Genomic DNA, 25,975 nt, shown 5'->3' with positions numbered 1-25,975 from the left:
CCATGGCTGATATTTATGAAGGTTCAATCCATTTAACCAGCTTAGATTCTGCCAAATGCGGATATTTGAACTTATCTAAATATTCAAAGCAGGCTTTTTGACCTTGAGGAATTTTCTTTAGATGCTTATCAAAAAATAGATGACGATTATATTGAGCACCATCAAAGCGGATGCTGACACGCTCAAAGTAACCACCACGACGAGCATTGAATTGGTAAAATTGAATCACGCCACAGTCCTGCGAAGGAATAACAGGTGGAGCATCTGGCTTTAAAAATGCGTAAAGCAAAAAGATTGAAGTGCCCGGAAGAAAGCTGAGCCAAAATAAAATTTTCTTCGATTCGTCAGTGGTTAATTTCGCTTCAGAATAGAACATACATAGCATCGGAATAAAAATGATACTGAAGAAGCCGAATAGTAAAAGAAACGTGAGCATATAAATGAGAAACCACTATAAGTCAGTTATTTATAGCACAATTATTTGATTTTAGATCATAAAAAAGCCCACCGAAGTGAGCTCTTAGATTCATAACTGAATAATGAATTAAAGTTTAGGATCGCGCATCTGAACCAGATTTGAATTGGCTTTGGTTAGCGTATCTACCACTTTATTCATCACTGCTGGGATAAAAGAATCTGCAATTTGTGCTGCTTGCAAACCTAGTTTTTCGCCCAGCGTTGGTTTTTTACGAGTCTGAATTAAATACACATCATGCTGTGGTAAGAGGTCTAACAGATATTCATCAGAAGTTTGCAGTTTATCCACCAGATTCAGATCTAGGGCATCCTGACCATACCAGTGTTCACCCGTTGCCACTTTTTCAACATTTAACTGTGGGCGATATTTTTCCACGAAGTGTTTAAATAAGGCATGTGTCTGTTGCAATTCTTCTTCAAACTTGGCTTTGCCCTCTTCGGTATTTTCACCAAACATGGTCACCGTACGTTTATATTGACCCGCAGTATAAAGTTCAAAATCGATCTTGTTTTCTTTCAGTAGACGGTTAAAGTTTGGCACCTGTGCCACTACCCCAATTGAACCCACAATCGCAAACGGCGCAGAAATCACTTCATTTGCAATACACGCCATCATATAACCGCCACTGGCTGCAACCTTATCAACACAGATGGTCACATGAAAACCCGCTTCACGTAAGCGCACCAGCTGCGCAGCTGCAAGACCATAACCATGCACCATACCACCCGGACTTTCTAAACGTACAATGATACGGTCACGACCAGCTTTCGCTGTAGATAGAATCAGGGTAATTTCTTCACGCAGGCTTTCTACCGCAGACGCAGCCATATCGCCTTTAAAATCGAGCACATAGATTTTCTGGTTAGTTTTCTTACGCGCACGCGCTTCTTTTGACAATTGCTGGCTCAATTGCAAAAGTTCCAGTTTAGATGAAGTTGTTTGCGCTATTTTTTTTCGTTGCTCATTAATGCGCGCATTCAAATGACTAATACGGATTTCAGCGGGTAATTTGGGGGTATGAAATAACATAAAAATCGGGTCTCAATTATTTATATAGGTTTCAATTTAAGATAAGGTCAAATGATTTTTTTTCAATAGAATATTGTTGTTTAATTGCTGAAACAGAGCAGTATCCATGGGGCTCTAGTAGAGCAAAAATAATTCGCACTATAGAAAATTAATGCCATGTTGATAACCTGCCCAGATAATAACTCCTAGCAATATAGCAGAATTCGTATATAAGGCTTTTTCCTGCTTTTTGAAATAGAAATTCAAACTGAGTCCATACAGCAATCCAATCAGTGTATAAAACATGCTGCCGCCTTGTAATTGATGCCACAAACCACCAATGCCTAAACTTAATGCGATCAGCAGCATCAGAAAAACTGACATCTTTTTGAGTGTTTCCATAGCGGATGCAACCTTTTCTTAACATCTATCTTTTGACAGCTCTGCCATGTCAAAGACGGCATATTCTATAAGAATTTAGGGCACAATAGGATTCGGTTTATTTTTCCACATTTCACTGATTCAATTGATATATCTTCTATTCTTTGGTTACTTTTGGATATAAAAAAAAGAGCTTTTTAGCCACTGCTGTCCCATAGTTTGCTTTAAATAAAAAAACCTGAGTCCTAACAGTTAAAATATGAGTGCAAACAAACACTTTAACGACCAGGATTCAGGTTTTGTTACATCAGAATACCGTATTTCATGAGCTAATTAAACCTGTTGTGCGACAGGATTTTGAACAACTTGCTAAAGTACACCATGTTGGACAGAAATTTAGAGCGGCTTCCCGGTGGGATCAGTTTATTGCCATATTGATGTCTCAATTCTCTTGTAGGCAAAGTCTGAGAGATATTCAATCCAATTTGGAGTGCCAACAGGAAAAGCTAAGTCATCTCGGAGCAAAGTCTATTCCCCGAAGCACGCTGGCACGAATCAATGAGCAGCAGCCTGCTGCCTTGTATCAACAGCTATTTTACAAGTTGCTTAAATACTATGACCACTCAAAAGTCGCTCATAAATTTCGCTTTAAGAATCCCTTGTATTCCTTGGATGCCAGTCATATTGACCTGTCGCTTTCCTTATGTGAATGGGCCAAAGTTCACGACTCAAAAGCCAGCATGAAACTCAGTATAGGATTGAATCACAGCAATGATATTCCTGAGTTTGTTGCAGTTGAAAATGGCAAAGAAAATGACATGGTACAAGGCCGCAAATTCCAGTTTCCTGCTGGCAGCATTGTAGTTTTTGATAAAGGCTATGTCGATTACCAATGGTATGCAAATCTGACTGCTCAAAACATTGGATTTGTCACACGTTTTAGGCCTAAATCTGTGTATCAGGTGATCCAGCAACATCCAGTGCTTGAATCCAAAGGTATTCTAAAAGATGAAACCATTCAGCTGAATAGCGCACATGCTCTAAAAAGAAAAGCCCCAGTGTTAAGAAGAATTGAATATAGAGATCAGCAAAGTGGCAAGCACTTTAGCTTTCTCAGCAATAACTTTCATTTAGCCGCCTCCACCATTGCGGCGATTTATAAAGATCGTTGGAAAGTTGAGCTGTTCTTTAAGGCGATTAAGCAGAATCTCAAATTAAAAGCGTTTCTAGGCCGCAGCAGGAACGCAATTCAGACACAAATCTGGATTGCGATGATCGCCTATTTATTGGTGAGTTTCGCTCAACATTTAGGAAAAACAGGTTGAACAGTTCAACGTTTACTCAGAATAATTCAAGTGAATTTGTTTGAAAGAAGAACTTTAAAAGCTTTATTTTCACCCGATAAAATACCCATAAAACAAGAGGAAGCTCAAATGAGCTTCCTCTTGTGAAAAATTGTGGGACAGCAATGGCTTTTTAGCCCTTTTTTCATTAGATCAAACTTCTTAACCAAAACGCCCGGTAATATAGGCCTCAGTGAGCTGATGATCTGGCTGGGTAAAGACTTTCTCGGTCGAGTTGACTTCAATCAGATCACCTAAATGGAAATAAGCAGTCCGATCAGAGACTCGCGCTGCCTGCTGCATGGAGTGAGTCACAATAGCAATGGTGTATTGGGTTGAAAGCTCGGAGATCAGTTCTTCAACTTTGGCTGTTGCAATCGGATCGAGTGCTGAACAAGGTTCATCCATTAGAATCACTTCAGGAGAAACGGCAATCGTCCGTGCAATACATAAACGCTGCTGCTGACCACCCGACAGCCCCGTACCCGGCTGATTTAAACGGTCTTTGACTTCATCCCACAGCCCTGCCTTACGCAAACTGTTTTCTACAATTTCTTCCAGATCATATTTATCCCGTGCCAGACCATGCAATTTTGGCCCATAAGCGACATTGTCAAAAATCGACTTTGGAAAAGGGTTTGGCTTCTGGAACACCATCCCCACCTGCGCACGCAGCAATACCACATCCAGATTCGTGTCATAAATATCCTGATGATCCAGCAACACCTTACCGGTCACACGACAATGATCAATCGTGTCATTCATCCGGTTTAAAGTACGCAGGAATGTTGACTTACCACAACCTGAAGGACCGATAAAAGCAATGACTTCATTTTCATAGATGTTCAGATCAATACCTTTAATTGCTTCTGTTTCACCATAGTAAACATGTACATCTGAGGTACTGATTTTGACCTGATCTGACTTTTTCGGTGCTTTGTTTTCAGCCTGAGTATCAAACTGGGAAACAAAAGCAGTCGCCGGCTTTTGGGTCACAGAATCTTGGGTAAATTGTGTATGTTGTGGATTCACAGACGGATCCTTTTCTAAGGCATTTATAGTTGGATTTGCTGTATTCATATTCTGCTCTTCCTTACCAACGGACTTCAAATTTCTTACGTAACCAGATGGCTAAGCTGTTCAGGCTGATCATCATGGCCAGAAGTACAATAATGGCTGCTGCAGTACGTCCTTCGAAGAAGTTACGTAGCTCATTGCCTTGCCACAGGAAAATTTGCACCGGCAATGCTGTGGATTGATCAAATGGTGAAGCCGGTACACTTGCGACAAAAGCACTCATCCCGATCAATAATAGCGGGGCCGTTTCACCCAGTGCTTGTGCCACACCAATAATCGCCCCCGTCAAAATACCTGGTAGTGCAAGCGGTAAAACATGGTGAAATACGGTTTGCAAGCGTGATGCACCTAAGCCTAATGCTGCCTGACGAATGGATGGCGGTACGGCTTTAAGTGATGCACGCGTAGTAATAATCACAGTCGGTAGTGTCATCAAACTTAATACCAGACCACCCACCAACGGTGCTGACAGTGGTAAATGCATCCAGCCAATAAAAATCGCTGCACCGAGTAAACCAAAGACAATGGAAGGAACTGCTGCAAGGTTATTAATATTCACTTCTACGACATCGGTAATCCAGTTCTTTGGTGCAAATTCTTCAAGATAGATGGCCGATGCTACCCCGATCGGAATCGAGATAAAGATCACGATCAGCATCATGAACAATGAGCCCATAAATGCGCCTGCGAGACCTGAGGTAGCAGGTGAACTGCGCGAGTCCGGACTGGTAAAGATATTGGTATTAAAGCTACTTTCTATGATTCCGGCAGCTTTCATATCATCCGCAAGCTGACGGACTTCAGGACTGAGCTGTTGCTGTTCATCGGGCAGATCGCGGTCAATATTGCCAGCCAGCCAGACATCAACATTGGCATCTGCGAGAATTTTTACGTCTTTGGTTTGACCGACCAGAGCCGGATTATTCAGTACCATATCCCGCAGACGATACGCTTCTGAACTGGTATATAAATAGCCCAGTTCATCACGCTGGCTTTCCAGCTTACTGTCTTTGGCAATCATGCCATTTACAATCAAGGCATCCCAGTCAACCAGACCGACCTGCATTTGCCAATCCACCATACGCTGTTCAAATTGTGCCTGGGATTCTCCCGCAGCCTGTTTAGGTTTAGGATTAATATTGACAATGGCTGGATCAAAATGAATCGGCAAGCTCATACTGCTTTGCCAGAATGCCGGCAAACCTTTGCCCAAAATACTGCCGAAAAGAACTACCACAAAGAACAAACCAGCCAATACGGCAGAAAGCCCCATGACACGAAAGGTTTTTTCTTTGCGATGACGTCGTGCCAGAGAGCTTTGAATGGTCTTCCTGCGCTTTTCACGTTGCTCAGCAGCCACAGATGGATCAATAGGCTGATCTACAGGCGTTGTATTTGAAGTACTCATTAGTCGTATTGCTCTCGATATTTACGCACGATGTACAGTGCAACAATGTTCAGCCCCAAAGTAATGACAAACAAAGTAAGACCTAAGGCGAAAGCCACCAGCGCCTGCGGACTGGCAAAGTCAGTATCACCCGTCAACTGATTGACGATGGTAATGGTCACTGTTGAAACTGCTTCCAGTGGATTGGCATGCAGTTGCGGACTGTTTCCTGCTGCGAGTACCACAATCATGGTCTCACCAATGGCCCGCGATGCAGCCAGCAAAAAAGCGCCAATAATGCCGGGTAAAGCGGCTGGTAATACGACCTGACGAATCGTTTCAGATTTGGTCGCGCCCAGACCTAAAGAACCATCCCTCAAGGCACGTGGTACCTGGGTAATAATGTCGTCTGATAAAGAGGAAACAAATGGAATAATCATGATGCCCATGACGAAGCCAGCAGTAAGCGCACTGGTGGCATTAATATCAATACCGACCAAAGCACCTAGACTTTTAAGAAATGGCCCCAGAATCATTAAGGCGAAAACACCGTAGACAATCGTTGGAATTCCAGCCAAAACCTCAATGGTCGGCTTTGCCCAAGCTCGGAAGCGTGGTGATGCGTACTCGGCCAGATAAATCGCAATCATCAGTCCTAAGGGGACTGCAACAAGTAATGCAATCCCGCTGACCATCAATGTTCCCCACAGCAATGGCAATAATCCATAACTGCCTTCGGCATGACCCGTGGTGCTAAAACCCGGATCCCATTCGGTGCCAAAGAAGAAATCCAGTGGACTGACAAAGCTGAAGAATCGCATGGCTTCGCCAAACATCGACATCACAATGCCGAGTGTGGTCAGGATGGCTACTCCAGAACACAAGGCCAGCCCGATATTCATGATCTTTTCGACCTGATTCCGTGCACGAAAATTCTGGCTGATCCGTTTTTTTGCCCAGACCAGACCGGCCAAAGCCACAGAAATAACAACTGCCAGTTTGGCAAAAGTACCGATGGTAGAAAATTTAGCTAATTGTTCTGCTGCTGCAAGTTCATAAGCAGCTGGCTGATCACTGACACCGAAACCGGAAGCCAATGCCTGTACACGGTCTATGACCACACTCAGACTGGCTTGATCCAGATGAGTCAAAACATCATGAGGCAGGTGCTTAATTACGACCTGTTCCAGCAGGCTAGGTTCAACAATGTTCCATGCCATCAGAATCAAAAATGCAGGAAGTCCACACCACAAAGCTACCAGTGCGCCATAATATCCAGGACGTGAATGTAGCATCGCAGAATTATTGCCCTGACCTGCTAGTTTCCGGCTTTTACTTAATCCGATTTGATAGGCGATGGCAATTAAAGCCAGTAACACACCTATAAGTAGCAGATTCATGTATTCTCCATGGTTCTTTCAAGGATTTTAGCCTGTGAAAAAACTTGCTTGCTATGAAAAGCCGATGACAGGTCGACTGTCACCAGCATTTTCCTAAATCCTGTTTTATTTCACTACTACGGCTTTTGCAGCCTTAAAGTTTGCCAGCACTGCTGCACGTTCTTTGTCTGACATTGAAATCAAGCCGGCTTTTTCTAGCTTGGAACCCTTACCTGATACTTTTTTATTCAGGAAATACTCTGTGAACTGTTGCAAACCTTTGATTGATTTCAGGTGTTCGCCTTTGACATAGAAGAACAACGGGCGAGATACTGGATAAGCCCCATTTAAAATGGTCTTTTCAGAAGGAGCAACGTTGTTGACGGTTGCTACACGTAGCTTGTCGCGGTTTTGATCGTAAAAGCCCAGGCCGAATACGCCAACAGCGCTCGGTGAGGTTTTTAAGCGTGCCAAGGTTTCAGTATAGTCACCTGAAATTTCAACAACACGGCCATCTTTACGGAAGCTGGTACATGCTTTTTTCTGTGCATCTTTCGCTAGAGCCTTAATAGCAGCATACGATTCACAACCTGCATCCACCATCTTCTCCTGGAAGACTTCGCGCGTTCCATGATTCGAAGCTGGAATTACTAGCGTGATCGGCTCATTCGGTAATGATGAATCAATTTGGTTCCAGCGAGTATATGGGTTAGGTACCATTTTACCCTTAGCCGGCAACTCTGCCGCTAATGCAGCATAAACATGCTGTGGACGTAATTTGTATGCCGCTTTTTTGGCATTTGAAGCAAAGACGATGCCGTCATAACCAATCTTGATTTCGAGAACCTGGTTCACACCATTTTTCTTACATTCTGCCAATTCAGAGCTTTTGATCTGACGTGAAGCATTGGCTATATCGATGGTGTTATCCCCTACACCATTACAAAACTGTTTTAAACCACCTGAAGAACCGCCAGAACCGACAACCGGAGTTTTGAACTGCGGAAAGGTATTGCCAAACTCTTCAGCCACAATACTGGCATAAGGTAGAACGGTTGAAGACCCTGCAATCTGAATTGTATCTCGTGCAGCATTTGCTGTAGTTGCTGCAGCCCCGGTTAAAGCTAAAGCTAAGGCAATATTGGTAAAGCGCATTCTGTATCTCTCTCATTTATACAACTTGGGAGTACGCCACTTTTTATTCAGTTTTGTACTTGTTTCGATACATGCATTGTGGTTTTAGAATATGACAGACAGGTTACATCTTTATGACGTTTTAATGATAATTAAATAGACAGTTAGCACCTTATTGACATAAAAAAAGACCCTGTTCAGGGCACTGCTGTCCCATAGTTTGCTTTAAATAAAAAAACCTGAGTCCTAACAGTTAAAATATGAGTGCAAACAAACACTTTAACGACCAGGATTCAGGTTTTGTTACATCAGAATACCGTATTTCATGAGCTAATTAAACCTGTTGTGCGACAGGATTTTGAACAACTTGCTAAAGTACACCATGTTGGACAGAAATTTAGAGCGGCTTCCCGGTGGGATCAGTTTATTGCCATATTGATGTCTCAATTCTCTTGTAGGCAAAGTCTGAGAGATATTCAATCCAATTTGGAGTGCCAACAGGAAAAGCTAAGTCATCTCGGAGCAAAGTCTATTCCCCGAAGCACGCTGGCACGAATCAATGAGCAGCAGCCTGCTGCCTTGTATCAACAGCTATTTTACAAGTTGCTTAAATACTATGACCACTCAAAAGTCGCTCATAAATTTCGCTTTAAGAATCCCTTGTATTCCTTGGATGCCAGTCATATTGACCTGTCGCTTTCCTTATGTGAATGGGCCAAAGTTCACGACTCAAAAGCCAGCATGAAACTCAGTATAGGATTGAATCACAGCAATGATATTCCTGAGTTTGTTGCAGTTGAAAATGGCAAAGAAAATGACATGGTACAAGGCCGCAAATTCCAGTTTCCTGCTGGCAGCATTGTAGTTTTTGATAAAGGCTATGTCGATTACCAATGGTATGCAAATCTGACTGCTCAAAACATTGGATTTGTCACACGTTTTAGGCCTAAATCTGTGTATCAGGTGATCCAGCAACATCCAGTGCTTGAATCCAAAGGTATTCTAAAAGATGAAACCATTCAGCTGAATAGCGCACATGCCCTAAAAAGAAAAGCCCCAGTGTTAAGAAGAATTGAATATAGAGATCAGCAAAGTGGCAAGCACTTTAGCTTTCTCAGCAATAACTTTCATTTAGCCGCCTCCACCATTGCGGCGATTTATAAAGATCGTTGGAAAGTTGAGCTGTTCTTTAAGGCGATTAAGCAGAATCTCAAATTAAAAGCGTTTCTAGGTCGCAGCAGGAACGCAATTCAGACACAAATCTGGATTGCGATGATCGCCTATTTATTGGTGAGTTTCGCTCAACATTTAGGAAAAACAGGTTGGACAGTTCAACGTTTACTCAGAATAATTCAAGTGAATTTGTTTGAAAGAAGAACTTTAAAAGCTTTATTTTCACCCGATAAAATACCCATAAAACAAGAGGAAGCTCAAATGAGCTTCCTCTTGTGAAAAATTGTGGGACAGCAATGCTGTTCAGGGTCTTTTCATTTAAGTAGTGGGTTCAGTAGATTCAGGTAAAAGTACAGGTTTCCTAAGATATTTCATCACATACATCACCGTCAAAAACAGCAGCCAGACCGGCACCAATGCAACGGCAATCTGCATTTCTTTGGTAAAGCTCATGATCATTAAGATCATGATGATAAATGAAATCGTCAGGTAATTACTCCAGCGGCCAAACAGACTTGGGAATGCGGTCGTCTGCTGCTGTTGCTGCATGGCTTTTCTGAATTTCAGATGGGTCAGTGAAATCATCAGCCAGTTAATCACCAGAGCTGAAACCACCAGTAGCATCAGAATACCAAAAGCTTCACCCGGCATGAGGTAATTCATTAATACACAGATACCGGAGACTGCTGCCGAGAATAGAACAGCATTCACCGGAATACCCCGGCGGTTAATTTTCTTTAAAAATGCGGGTGCATTACCTTGCTGAGCCAGACCCAACAACATACGGGTATTACAGTAAATACAACTGTTATAGACTGAAAGTGCAGCGACCAGAACTACAAAATTAAGAACATTGGCCACGCCGTGACTATTCAATGACTGGAAAATCATTACAAACGGACTACCGCCTTGCGCCACCAGATTCCATGGATAGAGACATAGCAACACACCAATGGCACCAATATAGAAAATCAGTACACGGTAGACAATTTGATTCACTGCTTTTGGAATGGTCTTTTCTGGATTTTTGGTTTCACTGGCAGCAATACCAATCAGCTCCAGCCCACCAAATGCAAACATAATCACGGCAAGTGCCATCATAAAACCCGACCAGCCCTCAGGGAAAAATCCGCCATGCTTCCACAAGTTGGTCACACTTGCCTGACTTCCTGCAGAACCGCTAAACAGCAGATAGATCCCGAATCCGATCATGCTTAAAATGGCAATGATCTTGACCATGGAAAATATAAATTCGCTCTCACCGAAGAATTTGACATTGACCAGATTGATGCCATTCATGAGCAGGAAGAATGCCAGTGCCGTGAGCCAGGTCGGAATCTCCGGCCACCAGAACTGAACGAAAGTACCAATTGCACTCAACTCAGCCATACTGACTAAGACATAGAGCACCCAATAGTTCCAGCCTGAAATAAAGCCTGCTTTTTTGCCCCAGTATTTATTGGCAAAATAACTGAAAGAGCCACTGACCGGTTCATGCACTACCATTTCACCCAATTGGCGCATGATCAGAAATGCAATGATACCAGCGATGGCATAGCCCAAAAGCACTGATGGGCCTGCCAGCTGAATCGTATGTGATAAACCTAAAAATAATCCTGTACCGATCGCTCCGCCTAAGGCGATTAGCTGAATATGCCGGTTGGAAAGCTGTTTTTTTAATTGATGATCTTCAACATCCATATTGTCACTCCTTGTGAACAATTTTTTTTAATTTCTACATTTTGCTAGATTGCCTTTTTGTAGGGAGGTGTATTCTGCTCGACTAGCTGCTTATAACCATATTCACCATAGTCATAGCGTGCCACGACTTCAGCAAACTGTTTTAAGCGTTGTGGAGCATCCATACGTGGAAGTTGCAGTTCAATCAGACATAATTCCTCAGCCTGATGAACCTGTGCGAGTGTACGCTTTAATTCTGCCGGGGTTTTGACTATATGAGCCTGATGCGGGGTATCTGCAGAAAAGACTTGGGCAAACTGACTGTATTGCCAGTTCTGAACATCGTTGTACTTGGCATTTTCACCCATGATCAAACGTTCAATGGTATAGCCGCCATTATTTAAAATAAAAATTACAGGTTTTAAGCCTTCTCTTAATAAGGTAGAAAGCTCCTGAATGGTCAGCTGAATCGAACCATCCCCAATAAATAACAGATGACGGCGCTGTGGTGCAGCAAGCATACTGCCAAGCAAGGCAGGCAAGGTATAACCAATCGAACCCCAGATCGGTTGAACCAGATACTTAGCAGTCACAGGTAAGGTCAATCCTGATAAACCTGCATTGGCAGTGCCCACTTCTGCCACAATCACATCATCTTCCTGTAAGAACTCAGAAATTTGCTGCCAGAGTGCAGTTTGGCTAAGCGCAGTATTTTCTTCGATCTGTTGAGTTTGTAACGATGGTTTCGGTGCAGGATTAAAAGTACGTGGTTGATCATCTAAAGTCTGTTTTGAGATGGCTTGGATCAATTGAACTAAATCCAGTCCACTGATCATCTGCCCATCCAAGCAAAGACAGGAATCCGCCAGATACAGCATATTTTGTGCGGATACACGATGTGAGAAAAATGCTGTGGCAACATCGGTAAAACGTGGCCCAATAGCGATCAGGCAATCTGACTGCTCTACCAACTGACAGGTCGATGCTGCGCTTGCTGCACCTGCATAAACGCCCGCATATAAGGGGTGACTTTCATTCATGATATTTTTGGCAGTAGACAGACAGGTATAGGGAATCTGCATGCGCTCAGCCCAATTTTGCAGCATATCGGTAAGCTGGAAAATTTCTGCTTCATTGTCAATGAGCAGGACTGGCTGACGTGCCTGTTTGATGCGTTTGGCTATCCGTGTCGCAGTTTCTTGCAGCAGTTTTGGATCACTCTGTGGACGGCTCAGATCCAGAGGCTGCTTAGGTACTTTAATCTGGAGATGGGTAATATCCGAAGGAAGCTGAATATGAACCGGTCGACGCATCAAAATACATTGCTTTAATACCCGGTCAATTTCACTCACTGCATTGGCTGGAGTCAAACGCGTCTGTGCCACCGTAAATTCGCGCATGCAATTCATAATATTGTCATAATCGCCATCGATCAGGGTATGGTGTAACAAAGCGCCCTGCTCTACGGCATGCAAAGGTGGAATGCCGGAAATATGCACCATGGCAACCTGCTCGGCATATGCACCTGCAATGCCGTTAATCGCGCTCAAGTCACCCACACCATAAGTGGTCAGCAAAGCACCGACACCATGTAGACGCGCATAACCATCTGCTGTATAAGCTGCATTTAGCTCATTACAGTTACCAATAAATTCCAGTTTCGGATCAATTTCGATCTGTTCTAAATAGGAGAGATTAAAGTCACCTGGCACACCAAAAATATGCTGAATTCCTAGTTCTTGCAGGCGCTGGTTAAGGTACTGACCAATTTCCATAAACATTATTATTTTCCCTATCACTTATTATGCTTCAATTACAGAATATTGCATTTCATTTTCTGATTTCGTGCATAATGCAAGTCACAATGATTCAAAAACACATAAAACGTGTATCGGATAAGGATTCAATGCAATGGATGCAATGGATAAATTTGACTGGAAAATCATCCAGGCTTTGCAAAAAAATGGGCGCCTGACGAATCAGGAAATCGGAGATTTAATCGGTTTGTCAGCCTCTCAATGTTCTAGACGGCGTCAGCTGCTGGAACAAAAAGGAATTATTTTGGGTTATAGCGCCTGCATTCATCCTGAAGCTTTGGGAATTGCAGTTTTGGCTATGGTTCAGGTCAATCTCAAAACACATGACGCAGCAGCGAAGATCGCTTTTCAACAATTGATTGAAGAAGAAGAAGCTATTCAGGAAGCTTTTTCTTTAAGTGGTGATGCAGATTTCATGTTAAAAGTAGGCGCTAAAAATCTGGAAATACTGGCAAATTTTGTGACTGAAAAATTACTAAGCTGTAATTTTATCGGCCATATCAAATCTTATATTGTCTTAAATAAATTCAAGCAATTACATTTTGATTTTCAGGCTGCCCGCCCTTTATTACGTTGATATATTTTAAGTAAAAGAAAAAAGCTCAAGTTAAACTTGAGCTTTTTTTGATTTAATTTTTATTGATATGAACAACCTGCTGAATCGTATTTTCGAGCAGACCACTCAGCCCAAACTGGGCACCAATGCCCGAATGCTTCCATCCACCAAAAGGTACATGCGGGAAAATCTCACCATGCGTATTGATCCACGCCGTACCACAACTCAGTCGTTGAGCAAACTGCTGCGCCTGCTCCAGATTGGATGACCAGATTGAGCCACCTAAACCAAAATCCGTATTGTTGGCTTCAGTCAGTACTTCTTCAATATCATGATAACGGATCAAAGGTAATACCGGACCAAACTGCTCTTCCTGAACCAGGCGGCTATCTGGACTCACATTGGTTACGATTGTCGGTGCAATAAAATAGCCTGTATCCGGTAGATTCTGACCAGATGTCATGACTATTGCCCCTTCATCCTGGGCTTCCTGAATCATAGTCTGAACTTTTTGGTATTGCTTGATGTTTTGCACTGGACCAAAAGTAGTCGTCTCGGCTAAACCATCTCCCAGAGACTGTTGCTGTGCGACTTTTACTAATTCCTGTGCCAGTGCATCATACTGGCTGTCATGCACATAAAGACGCTTTAACGCTGCACAGGTCTGGCCCATGTTGATAAAAGCTCCATGAAAGATTCGGACTGCCATTGCCTGAATGTCGGTATCTGGCAAAACAATGCCTGCATCATTGCCACCAAGTTCCAGTGTTAAATGCTTGAAAGTCGCAGCTGCGTTCTGCATGATTCTTTGACCAGTTGCGGTCGAACCGGTAAATACCACTTTGGCAATTGCAGGGTGACTGGTCAGCTTAGCCCCAACTTCGCCGCCACCTGTAAGTATAGAGACCACTCCAGGTGCAACTTCCTGCTGAATCAGCTCACCGAGTCGGAGGGTCGACAATGGGGTAAATTCTGAAGGCTTATTGATCACCACGTTGCCAGCGCGAATTGCCGGCATGATATGCCAGACAGCAATCATCAAAGGCCAGTTCCATGGAGTGACCGATGCCACAATCCCTAAAGGCCGATGATGCAGTTCGATCCGTTTATTGGCATCATCCTGTAAGATTTCAGTTTCAATCTTGAGTTCTGCCTGATAGCGGGTCCAGGCAATGGCCCCACCGACTTCAAATTCAGCCAGCGCATAAGGTTTGCCCTGCTCCTGCACCACTAAACGCGCTAATTCTTCCCGGTGTTCTTCAATACGATCCGCAATACGATGCAGAATTTCCTGTCGCGTTGCATCATCCGTATTTTTCCATTGGTGAAAAGCCTGCTCGGCACTACGGATGATGTCTTCAACTTGTGCTTCTGAGGGAGAGGAACACAGTGCCAATACCTGCTCATCAGCAGGATTGATCACCACAAAACTTTCGCCACCGCCTTGTACCATTTTTCCTTGAATAATACAGCCAACGGGTTGGGATACATGCAAATTAGTCATCTCTTCATCCTGAATCAGATATTTTTGTTGTTCCCTGACATTAGCTGATTTTATCTGAACGGAGCTTGCATATCACATTAGGCATAAAGCCCTAAATACACATTTTGTGCATGAAAAATAAAAGAAGCATTTTTCGGAACTTTAAATATTGCTTCCTTTAATTTTTTGCCTATAGCTCATTCTTCCTTACCTCCTGTTCGAATTTATGCAACAGGATGTCCTGATCTTTGAAATTTCGTAGAACATCACATTGGCCTATATTGGAAATAAAGAATCACAGTGATAGCGTCATGAACAGCACAACCATTCCAGTTTTCAATCCCGATTTACCGATTCACATGACATTTGAAGAACATGACTGGCATCTCCTGGCTCAATATTGGTATCCAGTGGCCTTAGCCCGCGATGTCTCTGAACAGCCGCTAGGGACAATATTGCTAGATATGCCACTGGTCATTTACAAGATGCAGGATGAACTGATCGTGGCCAAAGATGCCTGTCCGCATCGTGGTGTGCCCTTAAGTCTGGGAAAAAATGATGGTCAAGGCGTGGTCTGTCCTTATCATGGCTTACGCTTTGGTGCACAAGGTAAATGTAACCGTATCCCTGCCCATCCACAGCATAAAATTTCAGACCGATTTCATTTAAGAACCTATGCGGCTGTAGAACGCTACGGCCTGATCTGGTGTTCACTGACAGCTGACAAAGATGCTGAACCGAATATTCCAGTGATGCCTTATTGGAATGATGCAGATTATCAGCAACTGGTTTGCCCACAAGTCGACATCAAATGTTTTGCTGGCAGACAGCTAGAAGGCTTTATTGATGTCGCCCATTTTGCCTGGGTACATCCAGATACCTTTGGTGATCCGAATGATGTCGAAGTCCCGGATTACACCACAACGGAAACTGAATATGGTTTTAATGCCGACTATATCAACAGTGTCGGCCGTTATCCGATTGGGTTAGATCAGCGCGGTCAGGAAGATTTTAAATGGCTACGGCATTTTGAAATTAGTCTGCCCTTTACCGCAACCCTGACCATCCATTTCCCTAATGATGCCAAACAGGTGATTATGAATGCTGCTTCACCGATGACCGCCCGTCAGACCCGACTGTTTGCTCCCATCTGTCGTAATTATGATAAAGACTTACCTGTCGAAGAAGCCTATGATTTTAATCTGAAGATTTTTGAAGAAGATCGCCTGATTGTCGAAAATCAGAAGCCTGAGTTTTTACCGCTAGACTTATCTCTGGAAGCACATTTCCCGGCAGATCGCAGCTCCAGTATGTACCGTAAACTATTAAGGAAAAAAGGCTTTAGTCCTTTATTTGCAGCTTAATTTTATTTAAAAATCATTATCTATGTGTCAGCCAAATTCCAATAAAAAAGGAGATCTTAACGATCTCCTTTTTTTCACCTGCAATTGATTAAGCAATTGGCGGTGTATAAGTCCCATCCGCAATTGAATCCTTGATACGGTCCGCTTCTGCAAGCACGAGTGCCAACAGGTTCTTCACGTTTTCAAGGGTTGCAACCGGGCTTAAAGTCGTCATTTTCAGTGATTGAACTTGACCCACTTTAGTCACACCAATATTTGCTTCACCACGTGCAAACAGTTCGTCTGCGACGTTCTGGTTCAAAGCATCCACAAATTCAGCTGGATAGCCTGCTGGAACTACACGGAACAATACTGATGCGAATTGTGGCTCAACCAGAAGTTCTAAACCATCAGTTGCTTTGATGTAGTCTGCCACTTCGCGAGTCAATTTCACGCCATGGTCGATCATCGAACCATAAAGCTCTTCACCCAACGCTTCTACAGTCATCCACAATTTCAACGCGTCGAAACGACGAGTGGTTTGTAGCGACTTCGACACCAGGTTAGGAACACCGTGCTCTTCGTCATAAGCAGAGTTCAGATATTCTGCTTCGTAGTGCATGAAACGATAGTTCGCTTCATCTTTCAGCAAGAACGCACCACATGAAATCGTCTGGAAGTAATGCTTATGGAAATCCAGTGTCACAGAATCAGACAGCTCGATGCCATCCAGCATAGAACGATAGTCATTAGACAGAATCAGTGCACCACCCCATGCTGCGTCGATGTGCATCCACGCACCATATTTATTGGTGATTTCACGAATCTGTTTGAGGGGATCAATTGCACCAGCATCAGTTGTACCAGCAGTTGCCACCACACATGCCACGATTTTACCTTCAGACTGAAGATGCGCCATGGTTTTTTCCAGAGCATCAACATCCATCTGAGCATTTTCGTTAACAGGAACAGTCACGACAGACTGGAAGCCCATGCCCATCATCGCCATATTCTTTTGCACAGAGAAGTGTGCATTTTCAGAACAGATGACTTTAACGTTACGCATTGCATCCGCTGGGATACCATCACGTTGAACCGACCACGGATTACCGTTTTCGTCTTTCCAGTTTTTTGCGATACAGGCATCACGCGCCAGCAATACGCCCATCAGGTTGGATTGTGTACCACCAGAAGTGAATACACCCGCCTGACCTGAACCATAGCCAACTTTCTGACGTAGCCAGTCAATTAGCTGCACTTCCATCAAAGAACCCGCTGGGCTTTGATCCCAAGAGTCCATTGACTGGTTAGTGGCATTAATCAACACTTCCGCGATCTGGCTAGTGACCATCGTTGGGCAATGCAAATGCGCTAAAGAATGCGGGTGATGTACTTTCAAGCTCTTGTTGAGGAATAGCTCAACCATACGCTCTAAAGACTTTTGTACGCCCAGACCTTCTTTAGAAGGATTGAAAGCAATTGCGCTACGCAATTCCTTGATGCTACCGCCGGTATACATCTTGTCGTTTTGCAACCATGCTGCAACCGCTTTGGTCGCCTGATCCATCGCCGACTCATAGTCAGCGATAGATGCAGCATCATTGCAGAGTAACGCTTTACGGTGTTCTGCAAAATCTACCATGAATTATGCGCCTCGAACTGCGATTAGAGCTTCAGCAACCGCTTTCTTGAAGCGAACCAGAACTTCTTCACACTCAGCTTGAGTGATGATCAATGGGCAAAGTAAACGGATTACTGTACCGTTACGACCACCTTTTTCCAGCAACAGTTTGTTGTTGAAACAAGCGGTTTGAATTGCTGCAGCCAATTGGCCATCAGCAGGGAAAGAACCCATATGATCCGCTGGTTTACGCTCATCCACGATTTCAACACCGATCATCAGACCGCGACCACGTACATTACCGATACATGGGAATTCAGCCGCCAGTTTTTTCAGTTCAGCTTGCAGGAAATCACCGCGTTCTTGTGCATTTTGCGCAAGATTTTGTTCTTTAATGGTTTGTAGAGTCGCAAGACCTGTACCCATTGCCAGCTGGTTACCACGGAAAGTGCCGGTGTGGCCAGCAGGTTGCCATGCATCAAATTTACGTTTGATACCCAGTACTGCAAGTGGCAAACTACCGCCAACAGCTTTAGACATTACAACCACATCAGGTTCGATACCCGCATGTTCGAATGCGAACATTTTGCCTGAACGCGCAAAGCCTGCTTGAACTTCGTCAAGAATCAACACAATGTTGTGTTTTTCTGTTACTTCACGGATTTTTTGCAGCCATTTTACTGGTGCTGTTACCACACCGCCTTCACCCTGAATCGCTTCAAGAATTACAGCTGCTGGCTTGGTTACACCGCTTTCGACATCTTCAATGAAGTTTTCGAAATAATAAGTCAAAGCATCAACGCCCGCTTCACCGCCTAGACCCAATGGGCAACGGTATTCATGCGGATATGGCATGAATTGAACGCCTGGCATTAAACCATTCACTGAGTTCTTCGCAGACAGGTTACCTGTCATTGCCAAAGAACCGTGAGTCATACCGTGATAGCCACCAGAGAAGCTGATCACTGAACTACGGCCAGTAAAGGTTTTAGCAAGTTTAATCGCTGCTTCAGTCGCATCTGCACCAGATGGTCCACAGAACTGTAAGCAGTATTCTTCTTTGCCACCTGGCAGGTAAGCAAGAAGTGCTTCAGTAAAAGCATCTTTTAAAGGAGTGGTGAGATCCAGCGTATGCAATGGAAGACCGCTTGCAAGTGTGTCCTGGATACTTTGAATGACCGCAGGGTGATTATGGCCTAATGCCAATGTCCCTGCCCCAGCTAAACAATCAAGGTACTCCGTACCTTCAACATCGGTAACCCAGCAACCTTGTGCTTTCGCTATCGCTAACGGTAATTTACGTGGATAACTACGCACATTCGATTCCATCTGACTTTGGCGAGTCAAGTAGTATTCGTTTGTGGAATTGGTGGCAGGATTTACAGAAGAAACGCTCATATCGAATTACCATCTCTGATATGGGTTGAAAGAAATAAGTCTGGTGACTTGCGGTCGTTTGACTCGGTGCTTTATATAATCTAGTTAGACAATTTTCTATTCAGTAACTAGGAGAGGCGGATGATACAGTTTTTTTCAGGAAAATAAACAACTTTTAGTATCAATTTGCCTCGGCTGTTATTGAAAAAATATATCAAAAAATGTTGCTGTCTAAATTATCAACTTTATGCATGGCAATGACAAGGAACCCTAAACATTTTATGCAATTTTGTTGTCATGAATACAACAGTGTAATTATCAAACAATTATCTCAATAAGTATATAATTTTAATCACATTTATTTCCGATACATCTACAATAAATAAAATATATTTTTAACAATCCAACGACAATAATTTCGGAATATCAACACATTTCCACCTTAGTATTTTATGATCAGCACAAGGCCAAAGGCCAACAATTCCACTAAAACAGGACAACAAAATGCGTCTTTCTTCTTTTTCAGCGCTTGCTTTGCTCGGCGCATTATCTTCTGCCGCTTTCGCAGCTCCTGAAGAAACCTTGAATTATAATGTGGTGAATATCTCAGCAGAAGCCAGCCGCGATATTTCCAATGACTTGATGAACGCCAATTTATTTGTTGAAAAATCTAATAAACAGCCGGCTGAGCTGGCAGCACAAATCAATCAGTTGATGACACAGGCCATTAATACTGCTAAAAAATATCCTACGGTAAAAATTGAAACTGGTTCACAGCATACCTATCCAGTCTATGACAACGACAACCGTAAGCTAAGAGAATGGCGTGCTCGTGCGCAGGTACGAATTGAATCAACTGACTTTAAAGCCGCCTCGCAACTGATTGCTGAGCTACAACAGAACTTCCAGACTGAATCAATTAACTTCACAGTATCTGAAGCAAAACGTAAGAAAGTCGAAAACGAGCTGATGCTTGAAGCTTCGAAAAACTTCCAGCAACGTGCGCAAAGTCTGGCTCAAGCCTGGAACAAACCAGGCTATCAACTGGTGAATCTGAATATCAACACCAATAATTCGGGTTATCCACCTGTGCCACGCATGGCGATGGCCAAATCTGCTTATGCCGAAGCAGTTCCAGAACAGGAAATGGCAGCGGGTGAATCCAAAATGACCGTGAGCGCCAATGGTTCTATTCAGTTTAAATAAGTCTTAATAAAATTATTTAGAGGTTTAAAAACCACCCTTTTGGGTGGTTTTTTATCACTTGAATATTCTGTGAAAAATCAATGCTACAAATTCATACAAACTCAGATATGAATTGAGCTTTGATCGGTTTAGAGTAACGGACATTTGTGTCAGCCCTCTCTCTCCTCATGTCACTCGATCAACTAAACCTGTATCTGTTTCATCTTCTCAATGTACCTGACCAAGCCTCGATCTGGATGATTAACTATGCCAGTCTGATAGCGCATGATCTGGTGTATTTATTTCTGCTGATTTTTGCTATTACCTGGCTGCGTGGCAGTCGTGAAATCAAAACAGGGATTATTAAAGCTGCGATCTTCACAGCAATCACCTTGTCGATTAGCGAGGTATTATCTGCCGTTCTAAACACACCCCGCCCTTTTGTCATGGAGGTTGGTCAAACCCTGATTGAGCACGCACCTACAGGTTCATTCCCAAGCAATCACATGAGTATTTTTAGCGGGATTGCCTTTGCCTATTATTTCTCAGCACAACGTGATTTGGGACGAATCCTGCTCTGGACTGCCTGGCTGGTAGCCTGGTCACGGGTTTATGTGGGTGTACATTTTCCGATTGATATGGTGGGAGCATTCCTGATTGCTTTAGCAGTCAATCTTGCCGGCTTACCGCTCTGGTGGAAATATGAGAATAAAATCATGAGCTTTATTTTCAGCATTCATCAATTCCTGTTTAAGCCTTTTATTCGGATGGGCTGGGTGAAGTAAATTTCCAGACATAAAAAATCCCGCTCGAAAGCGGGATTTTTTTTATAGACCGAAGATTTAGTAAATCGCCATATGATTACGGTGAATCATCTCTAAAGAACGCGCTTCACCCAAGACCTGATGCACTTTATCTGAGGCCAGACCTTTCACGATTTCCGCTGAACGTGAACTGAAGTTGACACGTCCTACAGCAATGCGGTGACCTTGTCGGTCAACACATTCAACCACATCCCCACGGTCAAAATGTCCTTCTACGGCTTTGACACCGACCGGCAATAGGCTACGGTGATTCTCTTTGATGGCTTTAACCGCGCCATCATCAATCACCAGACGACCTGCAGTTTGCAGATGCGCTGCTAACCATTGCTGATGTGCAGTCATGCGATCATCATCAGTGATAAATAACGTACCCAACATTTCACCTGCCATCAGGCGCGATAAAACATTGTCACTATCACCACTAGCGATCAAGGTTGGGCAACCAGATTTCGCAGCCAGACGTGCAGCACGAACTTTAGTCAGCATACCGCCACGACCAAATTTTCCGCCGCCGCCTGCCATATCAAACAGGCTTTCATCCATGGCACGCACGGTATGGAACAGTTTGGCATCCGGATTAGAACGTGGATCCGAGTCAAACATGCCTTCCTGATCAGTCAGGATAATCAGCAGATCTGCGTGAACTTGTCCCGCCACCATCGCAGCTAAGGTATCGTTATCACCAAAGCGAATTTCGTCAGTAGAAACCGTGTCATTTTCATTAATGACCGGAATCACATGCCAATCAATCAGGTGCTGCAAAGCATCACAAGAGTTGAGATAGCGACGACGGTCTGCCAGGTCATCATGAGTCAATAACACCTGAGCAGTTTGAATGCTGTGTTTTTCCAGCACACTTGACCAGGTCTGGATTAAACCCATCTGACCAATGGCAGCACAAGCCTGAAGACTGGGTAGATCGGTGGGTCGATTCTCAAGTTTCATTCGAACCATACCTTCAGCCACAGCTCCGGAAGAAACGAGAATAATCTCGTGTCCGGCATTGTGTAGATCCGCGATTTGTCCCGCCCAATGCGAGATCGCATCTAAATCTAAACCTTGCCCGTTTGCTGTGAGTAAAGATGATCCGATTTTAACAACGATTCGTTTACAACCCTTGAGCTGACGTTGCCCATCTACCACTTCTATCATCTTGTCCTCAGACTTATCTTTAAAAGATTAACGTACGTAATATACTTCTACGTCGCTGTCGTCATCATCTTCATCATCAAAGTCATCGCCGCCCAGACGTTGAGCGCGACGCATTTCACGATAAGCTTCTTTCGCAGCAATCGTTTGTTCACGTGTTTCAGCTTCAAGCTGATCACGGAATTCTTTCATCTCTGCTGCGTATTCAGGATCTTCAACTTCGCGTTCGCGTTGCTGCTCGATTTGATCCATCAGGTAATACACCACATCCTTAGTTCCTTCAGCCGTTAAGCCTGAAGTTTTAAAGACAGGACCTTCCCACTGCAATTCTTCAAGAATGTGATTACACCATTCATCGCGAGTATCTACAGCAAGCTGATCGACCTTATTCAGAACCAATACCACCGGTAATTTTGAAAGTGTTGGGGAGAATTTTTGCAACTCATTCAAAATCGCTTTGGCATTGTAAGCTGGATCTGAACCGTCAATCGGTTGAACATCGACAATGTGAAGCAGAATACGGGTACGTGCCAAATGTTTCAGGAAGCGAATCCCGAGACCTGCACCTTCTGCCGCACCTTCGATCAGACCTGGAATATCCGCCATTACAAATGAACGGTGACGATCCGCATCCACTACACCCAGATTAGGTACCATGGTCGTAAACGGATAATCTGCCACTTTTGGTTTTGCTGCAGAGACTGCACGGATAAAGGTTGATTTACCTGCGTTTGGCATGCCAAGCAAGCCCACATCAGCCAGTACTTTCAGCTCAAGGCGGATTTCACGGAATTCGCCTTTAGTACCATGTGTACATTTACGCGGAGAACGGTTGGTTGATGATTTGAAGTGCGTATTACCCAAACCACCTTGGCCGCCATGTGCCACTAATACTTTCTGGCCATCTTCAACCAGATCGCCAATAATATCGCCAGATTCTGAATCGACGATTGTTGTTCCCACAGGAACTTTTAAAATAACTGATTCGCCACCACGACCAGCACAGTTTGCGCCAGCACCGTTTTTACCACGTTCAGCGCGAAATTTACGGGTATAACGATAATCTACAAGGGTACTCGTGTCGTCGTCAGCCTGAATATAAATGCTGCCGCCACGACCACCATCACCACCATCTGGACCACCAAATGGTACGAACTTTTCACGGCGAAAACTGGCTACGCCATTGCCACCGTCGCCAGCCTCTACGGTAATGACTGCTTCATCAACAAAGCGCATAATGCCAATCCTCTAAAAACTTTAAAAACCGCCTATTCTGCCATATTTTAAAGCATTTCTCGACTATATTTATTGAGCTTTCCATGAAGAAGACCCAATTTAAGATTATTTTATATTATTCAAGCAAAAAGCTGATACAGATTGACGATTTATCAAGAAATTATTGTGAGGAACTTATACAAAATAAGAATTATAAAAATGTTTTCACTTATTTCAGAATCACGGTAATTCTTCTTATAGCTTAGTCATCTTTATTTTTATAGTTTTACTTTTTTCAATTGGAGTTGCTTTAACTGATCAACAGATATTCAGATGTGTGATTCATAGAGATCATTTCAATTTAGCGATCTCTAAATCCATCTTGTAATTGGCATGTTGAATCCGTTCATTTGAGGGGCTGTATTGCTTCTGGACTTCATCTGAGAAAGGAGTTTCTTCACATAATTCAAAGTACCTTTCCATCGGTGTTTTACCTTTCAAAGCTGAATGTGGTCTCATCCAGTTATAGTAATGCTGCCATTCTGCCAGTTTGTTCTGGATATCCTCTGAATCGATATCTACAGTAGCGTAGAACTCAGATTTATCAGTCTTTTGTGAGCGCTCTACCTTGCCATTCAGATGAGGTGAACCTGGTTTATTTGGCCTAAATTTGATTCCATGCTGCATCATTTTTTTCTGTACTTTTTCAGCAAAGAATTCTCGTCCACGATCGGTCTGTATTCGCTGTATGGGAAAAGGCATTTCTTCAATTACGCAGTCTAAAAAGTCGAGAGTATTCGCTGCTGTTCGGCGTTTATATATCCTTAAAACGCGATATCGTGTGCAGTCATCGATAGATGTGTACTGACATAGTCCAGGACCCAGTTTACAGGTATCCATTTGAATTCTATCGCCTGGTAATGGGCGTTCATAACGAATGAAATCTACTTTACGACGGAATTTTTTAATCGGTTTGACTTGATGGGTGGATAGTACTTTATGGATAGTCGCTAAGGACAACGAGACTCCGTGCAGCCTCATTAATTCTGTTTGCAAACGTCGAGCACCAAGATTTCTAGCCGAGCGCATTTCTAATATTAAAGCTTCTAGCTCAGCATTGATTTTAGTATTTGGCGATTTTAAGGGACGTTTACTCTGACTACTTAATCCATCAATACCTTGTTCAGAATATCGTTTCCACCACTTGCGTAACGTTGGTCTAGAAATGCCACATCTCCGACAAACCAGGCCAGCATTATTGGTCTCTTCAAATAATTTAACCCATACGAGTCTTTGTTGAATTTCTCTGTTCATAGACACCCATTATATTGAAATGATGTCTATGAATCACACACTTTATATTATTTTTCATAAAGCGCATATTTCATTAGCTCTCTCTTAAATCGAATAAAAGGGTTAGTCTCTTCATGCAAGATAGGAACCTTAGTATTTCCTTTAATATTTTCAAAATTAGATTTCTTTCATAAGTCATTTTTCACTCAGCTCCAAGTTATAAATTCCAGCAATTAGATTGAATCTTAATGCTAGTCTTTTGCCTCGATTGCGATATCGCTCAGCAAGAATTTTGAAGGTTTTCAAACTGCCAAATACATGCTCAATTCCGATTCTTCTTTTATTGATTTCTTGATTATAGATTTTCAATTCAGGATCCAATTTACAGTGTCTTTTGGCTTTTAATGGCAACAGGCTATTTGGATACACTGTATAAATTCCCTGATAACCCTTATCCGCAAGGATAAATGCACCTGCAGGAATCTGATTCAAGTTACGTTTGAAGAGTTCGAAATCATGTACGGTACCACGACTCGTACATAAACTCAGGATTTTTTGAGTTTGATAATGAATGATGGCCTGTACTTTGAAAGTGTGGGTCTTTTTCTTGCCGCTATAGCTTTTCTTCTGTTTTTTTAGGCCTTTGGATTGGAATTTCTGTGGCATCCACGATCACAACATTCCAATCGATGCCTTCGCCCTCGGGTAAATCTTTGGGTAAATTAAACAGATTGGACCGAATCAGGCAGTCTTCAACATGACGGACAATTCTTGAGGCTGTGGGCTCTGAAACCCCGTAGCTCGTCGCAACGTGAAATAAGGTTCGGTATTCCCGCCAATAGCTTAGACAGAGCAGAACCTGGTCTTCCAGGCTTAACTTGGGCGGTCTGCCTTTGGCAGGGACATGTTTCTTCAATTGCTCAACCATTAAATCAAAGGTTGACCATGAGATGCCCGTGTATCGCTTGAACTGAGGATCAGAAAGCTTGTTTGAATCGATGTATTTCATCCGCAGATTATGCATGAATGCCAAGAAATCTGGAGTGCAAATATTAACCAAAAAGAAGATCGT

Annotated in this window: 22 protein-coding genes and 1 pseudogene; 6 read left to right on the top strand and 17 right to left on the bottom strand. The window is 43.2% G+C overall.

Annotation, left to right across the window (positions count from 1 at the left end):
* Positions 1–13: 13 nt before the first annotated feature.
* The 3 genes from O4M77_RS05250 to O4M77_RS05240 form a co-directional block, all read right to left on the bottom strand.
* Positions 14–436, bottom strand: coding sequence for a hypothetical protein (locus tag O4M77_RS05250; RefSeq protein ID WP_180012522.1), 423 nt, complete (start codon positions 434–436; stop codon positions 14–16).
* Between the two features lie 108 nt (positions 437–544).
* Positions 545–1,507: a protease SohB gene (gene sohB / locus O4M77_RS05245; RefSeq protein ID WP_180033324.1), complete on the bottom strand. Its 963-nt coding sequence runs from the start codon at positions 1,505–1,507 to the stop codon at positions 545–547.
* 138 nt (positions 1,508–1,645) lie between these two features.
* On the bottom strand, positions 1,646–1,888 hold the full coding sequence (locus tag O4M77_RS05240; protein ID WP_200230301.1) for a hypothetical protein: 243 nt from the start codon (positions 1,886–1,888) through the stop codon (positions 1,646–1,648).
* Positions 1,889–2,166: 278 nt separating this feature from the next.
* Here O4M77_RS05240 and O4M77_RS05235 point away from each other — a divergent pair.
* Positions 2,167–3,318: pseudogene (locus tag O4M77_RS05235) on the top strand (IS4-like element ISAbe18 family transposase).
* A 54-nt stretch (positions 3,319–3,372) separates the two neighbouring features.
* Here the strand turns inward: O4M77_RS05235 and pstB are convergent.
* The 4 genes from pstB to O4M77_RS05215 all read right to left on the bottom strand — a co-directional run bounded on the left by pstB (position 3,373) and on the right by O4M77_RS05215 (position 8,208).
* Entirely contained in the window at positions 3,373–4,290 is a 918-nt protein-coding gene (gene pstB / locus O4M77_RS05230) for a phosphate ABC transporter ATP-binding protein PstB (protein WP_323713963.1), read from the bottom strand.
* Between the two features lie 13 nt (positions 4,291–4,303).
* Complete coding sequence (gene pstA / locus O4M77_RS05225) at positions 4,304–5,695, bottom strand: phosphate ABC transporter permease PstA (RefSeq protein ID WP_180033326.1); 1,392 nt, start codon at positions 5,693–5,695, stop codon at positions 4,304–4,306.
* Complete coding sequence (pstC, locus tag O4M77_RS05220) at positions 5,695–7,074, bottom strand: phosphate ABC transporter permease subunit PstC (RefSeq protein WP_180003467.1); 1,380 nt, start codon at positions 7,072–7,074, stop codon at positions 5,695–5,697. The genes pstA and pstC overlap by 1 nt, the downstream gene beginning before the upstream one ends.
* 105 nt (positions 7,075–7,179) lie before the next feature.
* Positions 7,180–8,208, bottom strand: a complete 1,029-nt coding sequence (locus tag O4M77_RS05215) for a substrate-binding domain-containing protein (RefSeq protein ID WP_004782659.1) — start codon at positions 8,206–8,208, stop codon at positions 7,180–7,182.
* A 279-nt stretch (positions 8,209–8,487) separates the two neighbouring features.
* Here O4M77_RS05215 and O4M77_RS05210 point away from each other — a divergent pair, with 279 nt between their 5' ends.
* Complete coding sequence (locus tag O4M77_RS05210) at positions 8,488–9,639, top strand: IS4-like element ISAbe18 family transposase (RefSeq protein ID WP_323713751.1); 1,152 nt, start codon at positions 8,488–8,490, stop codon at positions 9,637–9,639.
* Between the two features lie 39 nt (positions 9,640–9,678).
* Here O4M77_RS05210 and O4M77_RS05205 read toward each other — a convergent pair whose 3' ends face one another.
* Positions 9,679–11,061: an amino acid permease gene (locus tag O4M77_RS05205; RefSeq protein ID WP_323713962.1), complete on the bottom strand. Its 1,383-nt coding sequence runs from the start codon at positions 11,059–11,061 to the stop codon at positions 9,679–9,681.
* A 44-nt stretch (positions 11,062–11,105) separates the two neighbouring features.
* Positions 11,106–12,821 carry an alpha-keto acid decarboxylase family protein gene (locus tag O4M77_RS05200; protein WP_323713961.1) on the bottom strand — a complete coding sequence of 572 codons (1,716 nt, stop codon included), beginning with the start codon at positions 12,819–12,821 and terminating at the stop codon, positions 11,106–11,108.
* A 139-nt stretch (positions 12,822–12,960) separates the two neighbouring features.
* Between O4M77_RS05200 and O4M77_RS05195 the strand changes: the two genes are divergently transcribed.
* Positions 12,961–13,434, top strand: coding sequence for an Lrp/AsnC family transcriptional regulator (locus O4M77_RS05195; RefSeq protein ID WP_034590007.1), 474 nt, complete (start codon positions 12,961–12,963; stop codon positions 13,432–13,434).
* A gap of 52 nt (positions 13,435–13,486) precedes the next feature.
* On the opposite strand, the gene O4M77_RS05190 is transcribed toward O4M77_RS05195, so the two are convergent.
* Positions 13,487–14,917, bottom strand: coding sequence for an aldehyde dehydrogenase family protein (locus O4M77_RS05190; RefSeq protein WP_416359245.1), 1,431 nt, complete (start codon positions 14,915–14,917; stop codon positions 13,487–13,489).
* A 290-nt stretch (positions 14,918–15,207) separates the two neighbouring features.
* On the opposite strand from O4M77_RS05190, the gene O4M77_RS05185 reads away from it, so the two are divergent.
* Complete coding sequence (locus O4M77_RS05185) at positions 15,208–16,260, top strand: aromatic ring-hydroxylating dioxygenase subunit alpha (RefSeq protein WP_323713960.1); 1,053 nt, start codon at positions 15,208–15,210, stop codon at positions 16,258–16,260.
* A gap of 88 nt (positions 16,261–16,348) precedes the next feature.
* Here the strand turns inward: O4M77_RS05185 and O4M77_RS05180 are convergent, their stop codons facing one another.
* Positions 16,349–17,881 (bottom strand): pyridoxal phosphate-dependent decarboxylase family protein, encoded by a 1,533-nt coding sequence (locus O4M77_RS05180; protein WP_125278393.1) that lies wholly within the window; start codon positions 17,879–17,881, stop codon positions 16,349–16,351.
* Positions 17,882–17,884: 3 nt separating this feature from the next.
* Positions 17,885–19,258 carry a diaminobutyrate--2-oxoglutarate transaminase gene (locus O4M77_RS05175; RefSeq protein WP_034703655.1) on the bottom strand — a complete coding sequence of 458 codons (1,374 nt, stop codon included), beginning with the start codon at positions 19,256–19,258 and terminating at the stop codon, positions 17,885–17,887.
* A gap of 483 nt (positions 19,259–19,741) precedes the next feature.
* Here O4M77_RS05175 and O4M77_RS05170 point away from each other — a divergent pair, with 483 nt between their 5' ends.
* Both O4M77_RS05170 and O4M77_RS05165 read left to right on the top strand, forming a co-directional pair.
* A complete protein-coding gene (locus O4M77_RS05170) occupies positions 19,742–20,443 on the top strand; it encodes an SIMPL domain-containing protein (protein ID WP_004782671.1) in 702 nt (233 codons plus the stop codon).
* A gap of 167 nt (positions 20,444–20,610) precedes the next feature.
* A complete protein-coding gene (locus tag O4M77_RS05165; protein ID WP_323713959.1) occupies positions 20,611–21,207 on the top strand; it encodes a phosphatase PAP2 family protein in 597 nt (198 codons plus the stop codon).
* A gap of 57 nt (positions 21,208–21,264) precedes the next feature.
* On the opposite strand, the gene proB is transcribed toward O4M77_RS05165, so the two are convergent.
* The 5 genes from proB to O4M77_RS05140 all read right to left on the bottom strand — a co-directional run bounded on the left by proB (position 21,265) and on the right by O4M77_RS05140 (position 25,912).
* Positions 21,265–22,398 (bottom strand): glutamate 5-kinase, encoded by a 1,134-nt coding sequence (gene proB / locus O4M77_RS05160; RefSeq protein ID WP_005234922.1) that lies wholly within the window; start codon positions 22,396–22,398, stop codon positions 21,265–21,267.
* Positions 22,399–22,425: 27 nt separating this feature from the next.
* A complete protein-coding gene (gene cgtA / locus O4M77_RS05155) occupies positions 22,426–23,631 on the bottom strand; it encodes an Obg family GTPase CgtA (RefSeq protein ID WP_004782712.1) in 1,206 nt (401 codons plus the stop codon).
* Between the two features lie 330 nt (positions 23,632–23,961).
* The gene (locus O4M77_RS05150; protein WP_323713958.1) at positions 23,962–24,924 is read right to left on the bottom strand and encodes an IS481 family transposase; all 963 of its coding nucleotides are present in this window, start codon (positions 24,922–24,924) and stop codon (positions 23,962–23,964) included.
* 174 nt (positions 24,925–25,098) lie between these two features.
* Positions 25,099–25,569: a transposase family protein gene (locus O4M77_RS05145; protein WP_323713957.1), complete on the bottom strand. Its 471-nt coding sequence runs from the start codon at positions 25,567–25,569 to the stop codon at positions 25,099–25,101.
* The gene (locus O4M77_RS05140; protein WP_079281082.1) at positions 25,517–25,912 is read right to left on the bottom strand and encodes a transposase family protein; all 396 of its coding nucleotides are present in this window, start codon (positions 25,910–25,912) and stop codon (positions 25,517–25,519) included. The genes O4M77_RS05145 and O4M77_RS05140 overlap by 53 nt, the downstream gene beginning before the upstream one ends.
* Positions 25,913–25,975: the final 63 nt, after the last annotated feature.

This window comes from Acinetobacter sp. YWS30-1, from assembly GCF_033558715.1.
Lineage (GTDB): Bacteria > Pseudomonadota > Gammaproteobacteria > Pseudomonadales > Moraxellaceae > Acinetobacter.
The sequence above is the reverse complement of the archived record's forward strand: the minus strand, read 5'-3'. Positions and strand labels throughout refer to the sequence as shown.

Bases quoted from the DNA above. Each gene is read 5' to 3' on its own strand.
- O4M77_RS05250 (WP_180012522.1), bottom strand. From the start codon at position 436: ATGCTCACGTTTCTTTTACTATTCGGCTTCTTCAGTATCATTTTTATT.
- sohB (WP_180033324.1), bottom strand. From the start codon at position 1,507: ATGTTATTTCATACCCCCAAATTACCCGCTGAAATCCGTATTAGTCAT.
- O4M77_RS05240 (WP_200230301.1), bottom strand. From the start codon at position 1,888: ATGGAAACACTCAAAAAGATGTCAGTTTTTCTGATGCTGCTGATCGCA.
- pstB (WP_323713963.1), bottom strand. From the start codon at position 4,290: ATGAATACAGCAAATCCAACTATAAATGCCTTAGAAAAGGATCCGTCT.
- pstA (WP_180033326.1), bottom strand. From the start codon at position 5,695: ATGAGTACTTCAAATACAACGCCTGTAGATCAGCCTATTGATCCATCT.
- pstC (WP_180003467.1), bottom strand. From the start codon at position 7,074: ATGAATCTGCTACTTATAGGTGTGTTACTGGCTTTAATTGCCATCGCC.
- O4M77_RS05215 (WP_004782659.1), bottom strand. From the start codon at position 8,208: ATGCGCTTTACCAATATTGCCTTAGCTTTAGCTTTAACCGGGGCTGCA.
- O4M77_RS05205 (WP_323713962.1), bottom strand. From the start codon at position 11,061: ATGGATGTTGAAGATCATCAATTAAAAAAACAGCTTTCCAACCGGCAT.
- O4M77_RS05200 (WP_323713961.1), bottom strand. From the start codon at position 12,821: ATGTTTATGGAAATTGGTCAGTACCTTAACCAGCGCCTGCAAGAACTA.
- O4M77_RS05195 (WP_034590007.1), top strand. From the start codon at position 12,961: ATGGATAAATTTGACTGGAAAATCATCCAGGCTTTGCAAAAAAATGGG.
- O4M77_RS05190 (WP_416359245.1), bottom strand. From the start codon at position 14,917: ATGACTAATTTGCATGTATCCCAACCCGTTGGCTGTATTATTCAAGGA.
- O4M77_RS05185 (WP_323713960.1), top strand. From the start codon at position 15,208: ATGAACAGCACAACCATTCCAGTTTTCAATCCCGATTTACCGATTCAC.
- O4M77_RS05180 (WP_125278393.1), bottom strand. From the start codon at position 17,881: ATGGTAGATTTTGCAGAACACCGTAAAGCGTTACTCTGCAATGATGCT.
- O4M77_RS05175 (WP_034703655.1), bottom strand. From the start codon at position 19,258: ATGAGCGTTTCTTCTGTAAATCCTGCCACCAATTCCACAAACGAATAC.
- O4M77_RS05170 (WP_004782671.1), top strand. From the start codon at position 19,742: ATGCGTCTTTCTTCTTTTTCAGCGCTTGCTTTGCTCGGCGCATTATCT.
- O4M77_RS05165 (WP_323713959.1), top strand. From the start codon at position 20,611: ATGTCACTCGATCAACTAAACCTGTATCTGTTTCATCTTCTCAATGTA.
- proB (WP_005234922.1), bottom strand. From the start codon at position 22,398: ATGATAGAAGTGGTAGATGGGCAACGTCAGCTCAAGGGTTGTAAACGA.
- cgtA (WP_004782712.1), bottom strand. From the start codon at position 23,631: ATGCGCTTTGTTGATGAAGCAGTCATTACCGTAGAGGCTGGCGACGGT.
- O4M77_RS05150 (WP_323713958.1), bottom strand. From the start codon at position 24,924: ATGAACAGAGAAATTCAACAAAGACTCGTATGGGTTAAATTATTTGAA.
- O4M77_RS05145 (WP_323713957.1), bottom strand. From the start codon at position 25,569: ATGCCACAGAAATTCCAATCCAAAGGCCTAAAAAAACAGAAGAAAAGC.
- O4M77_RS05140 (WP_079281082.1), bottom strand. From the start codon at position 25,912: ATGAAATACATCGATTCAAACAAGCTTTCTGATCCTCAGTTCAAGCGA.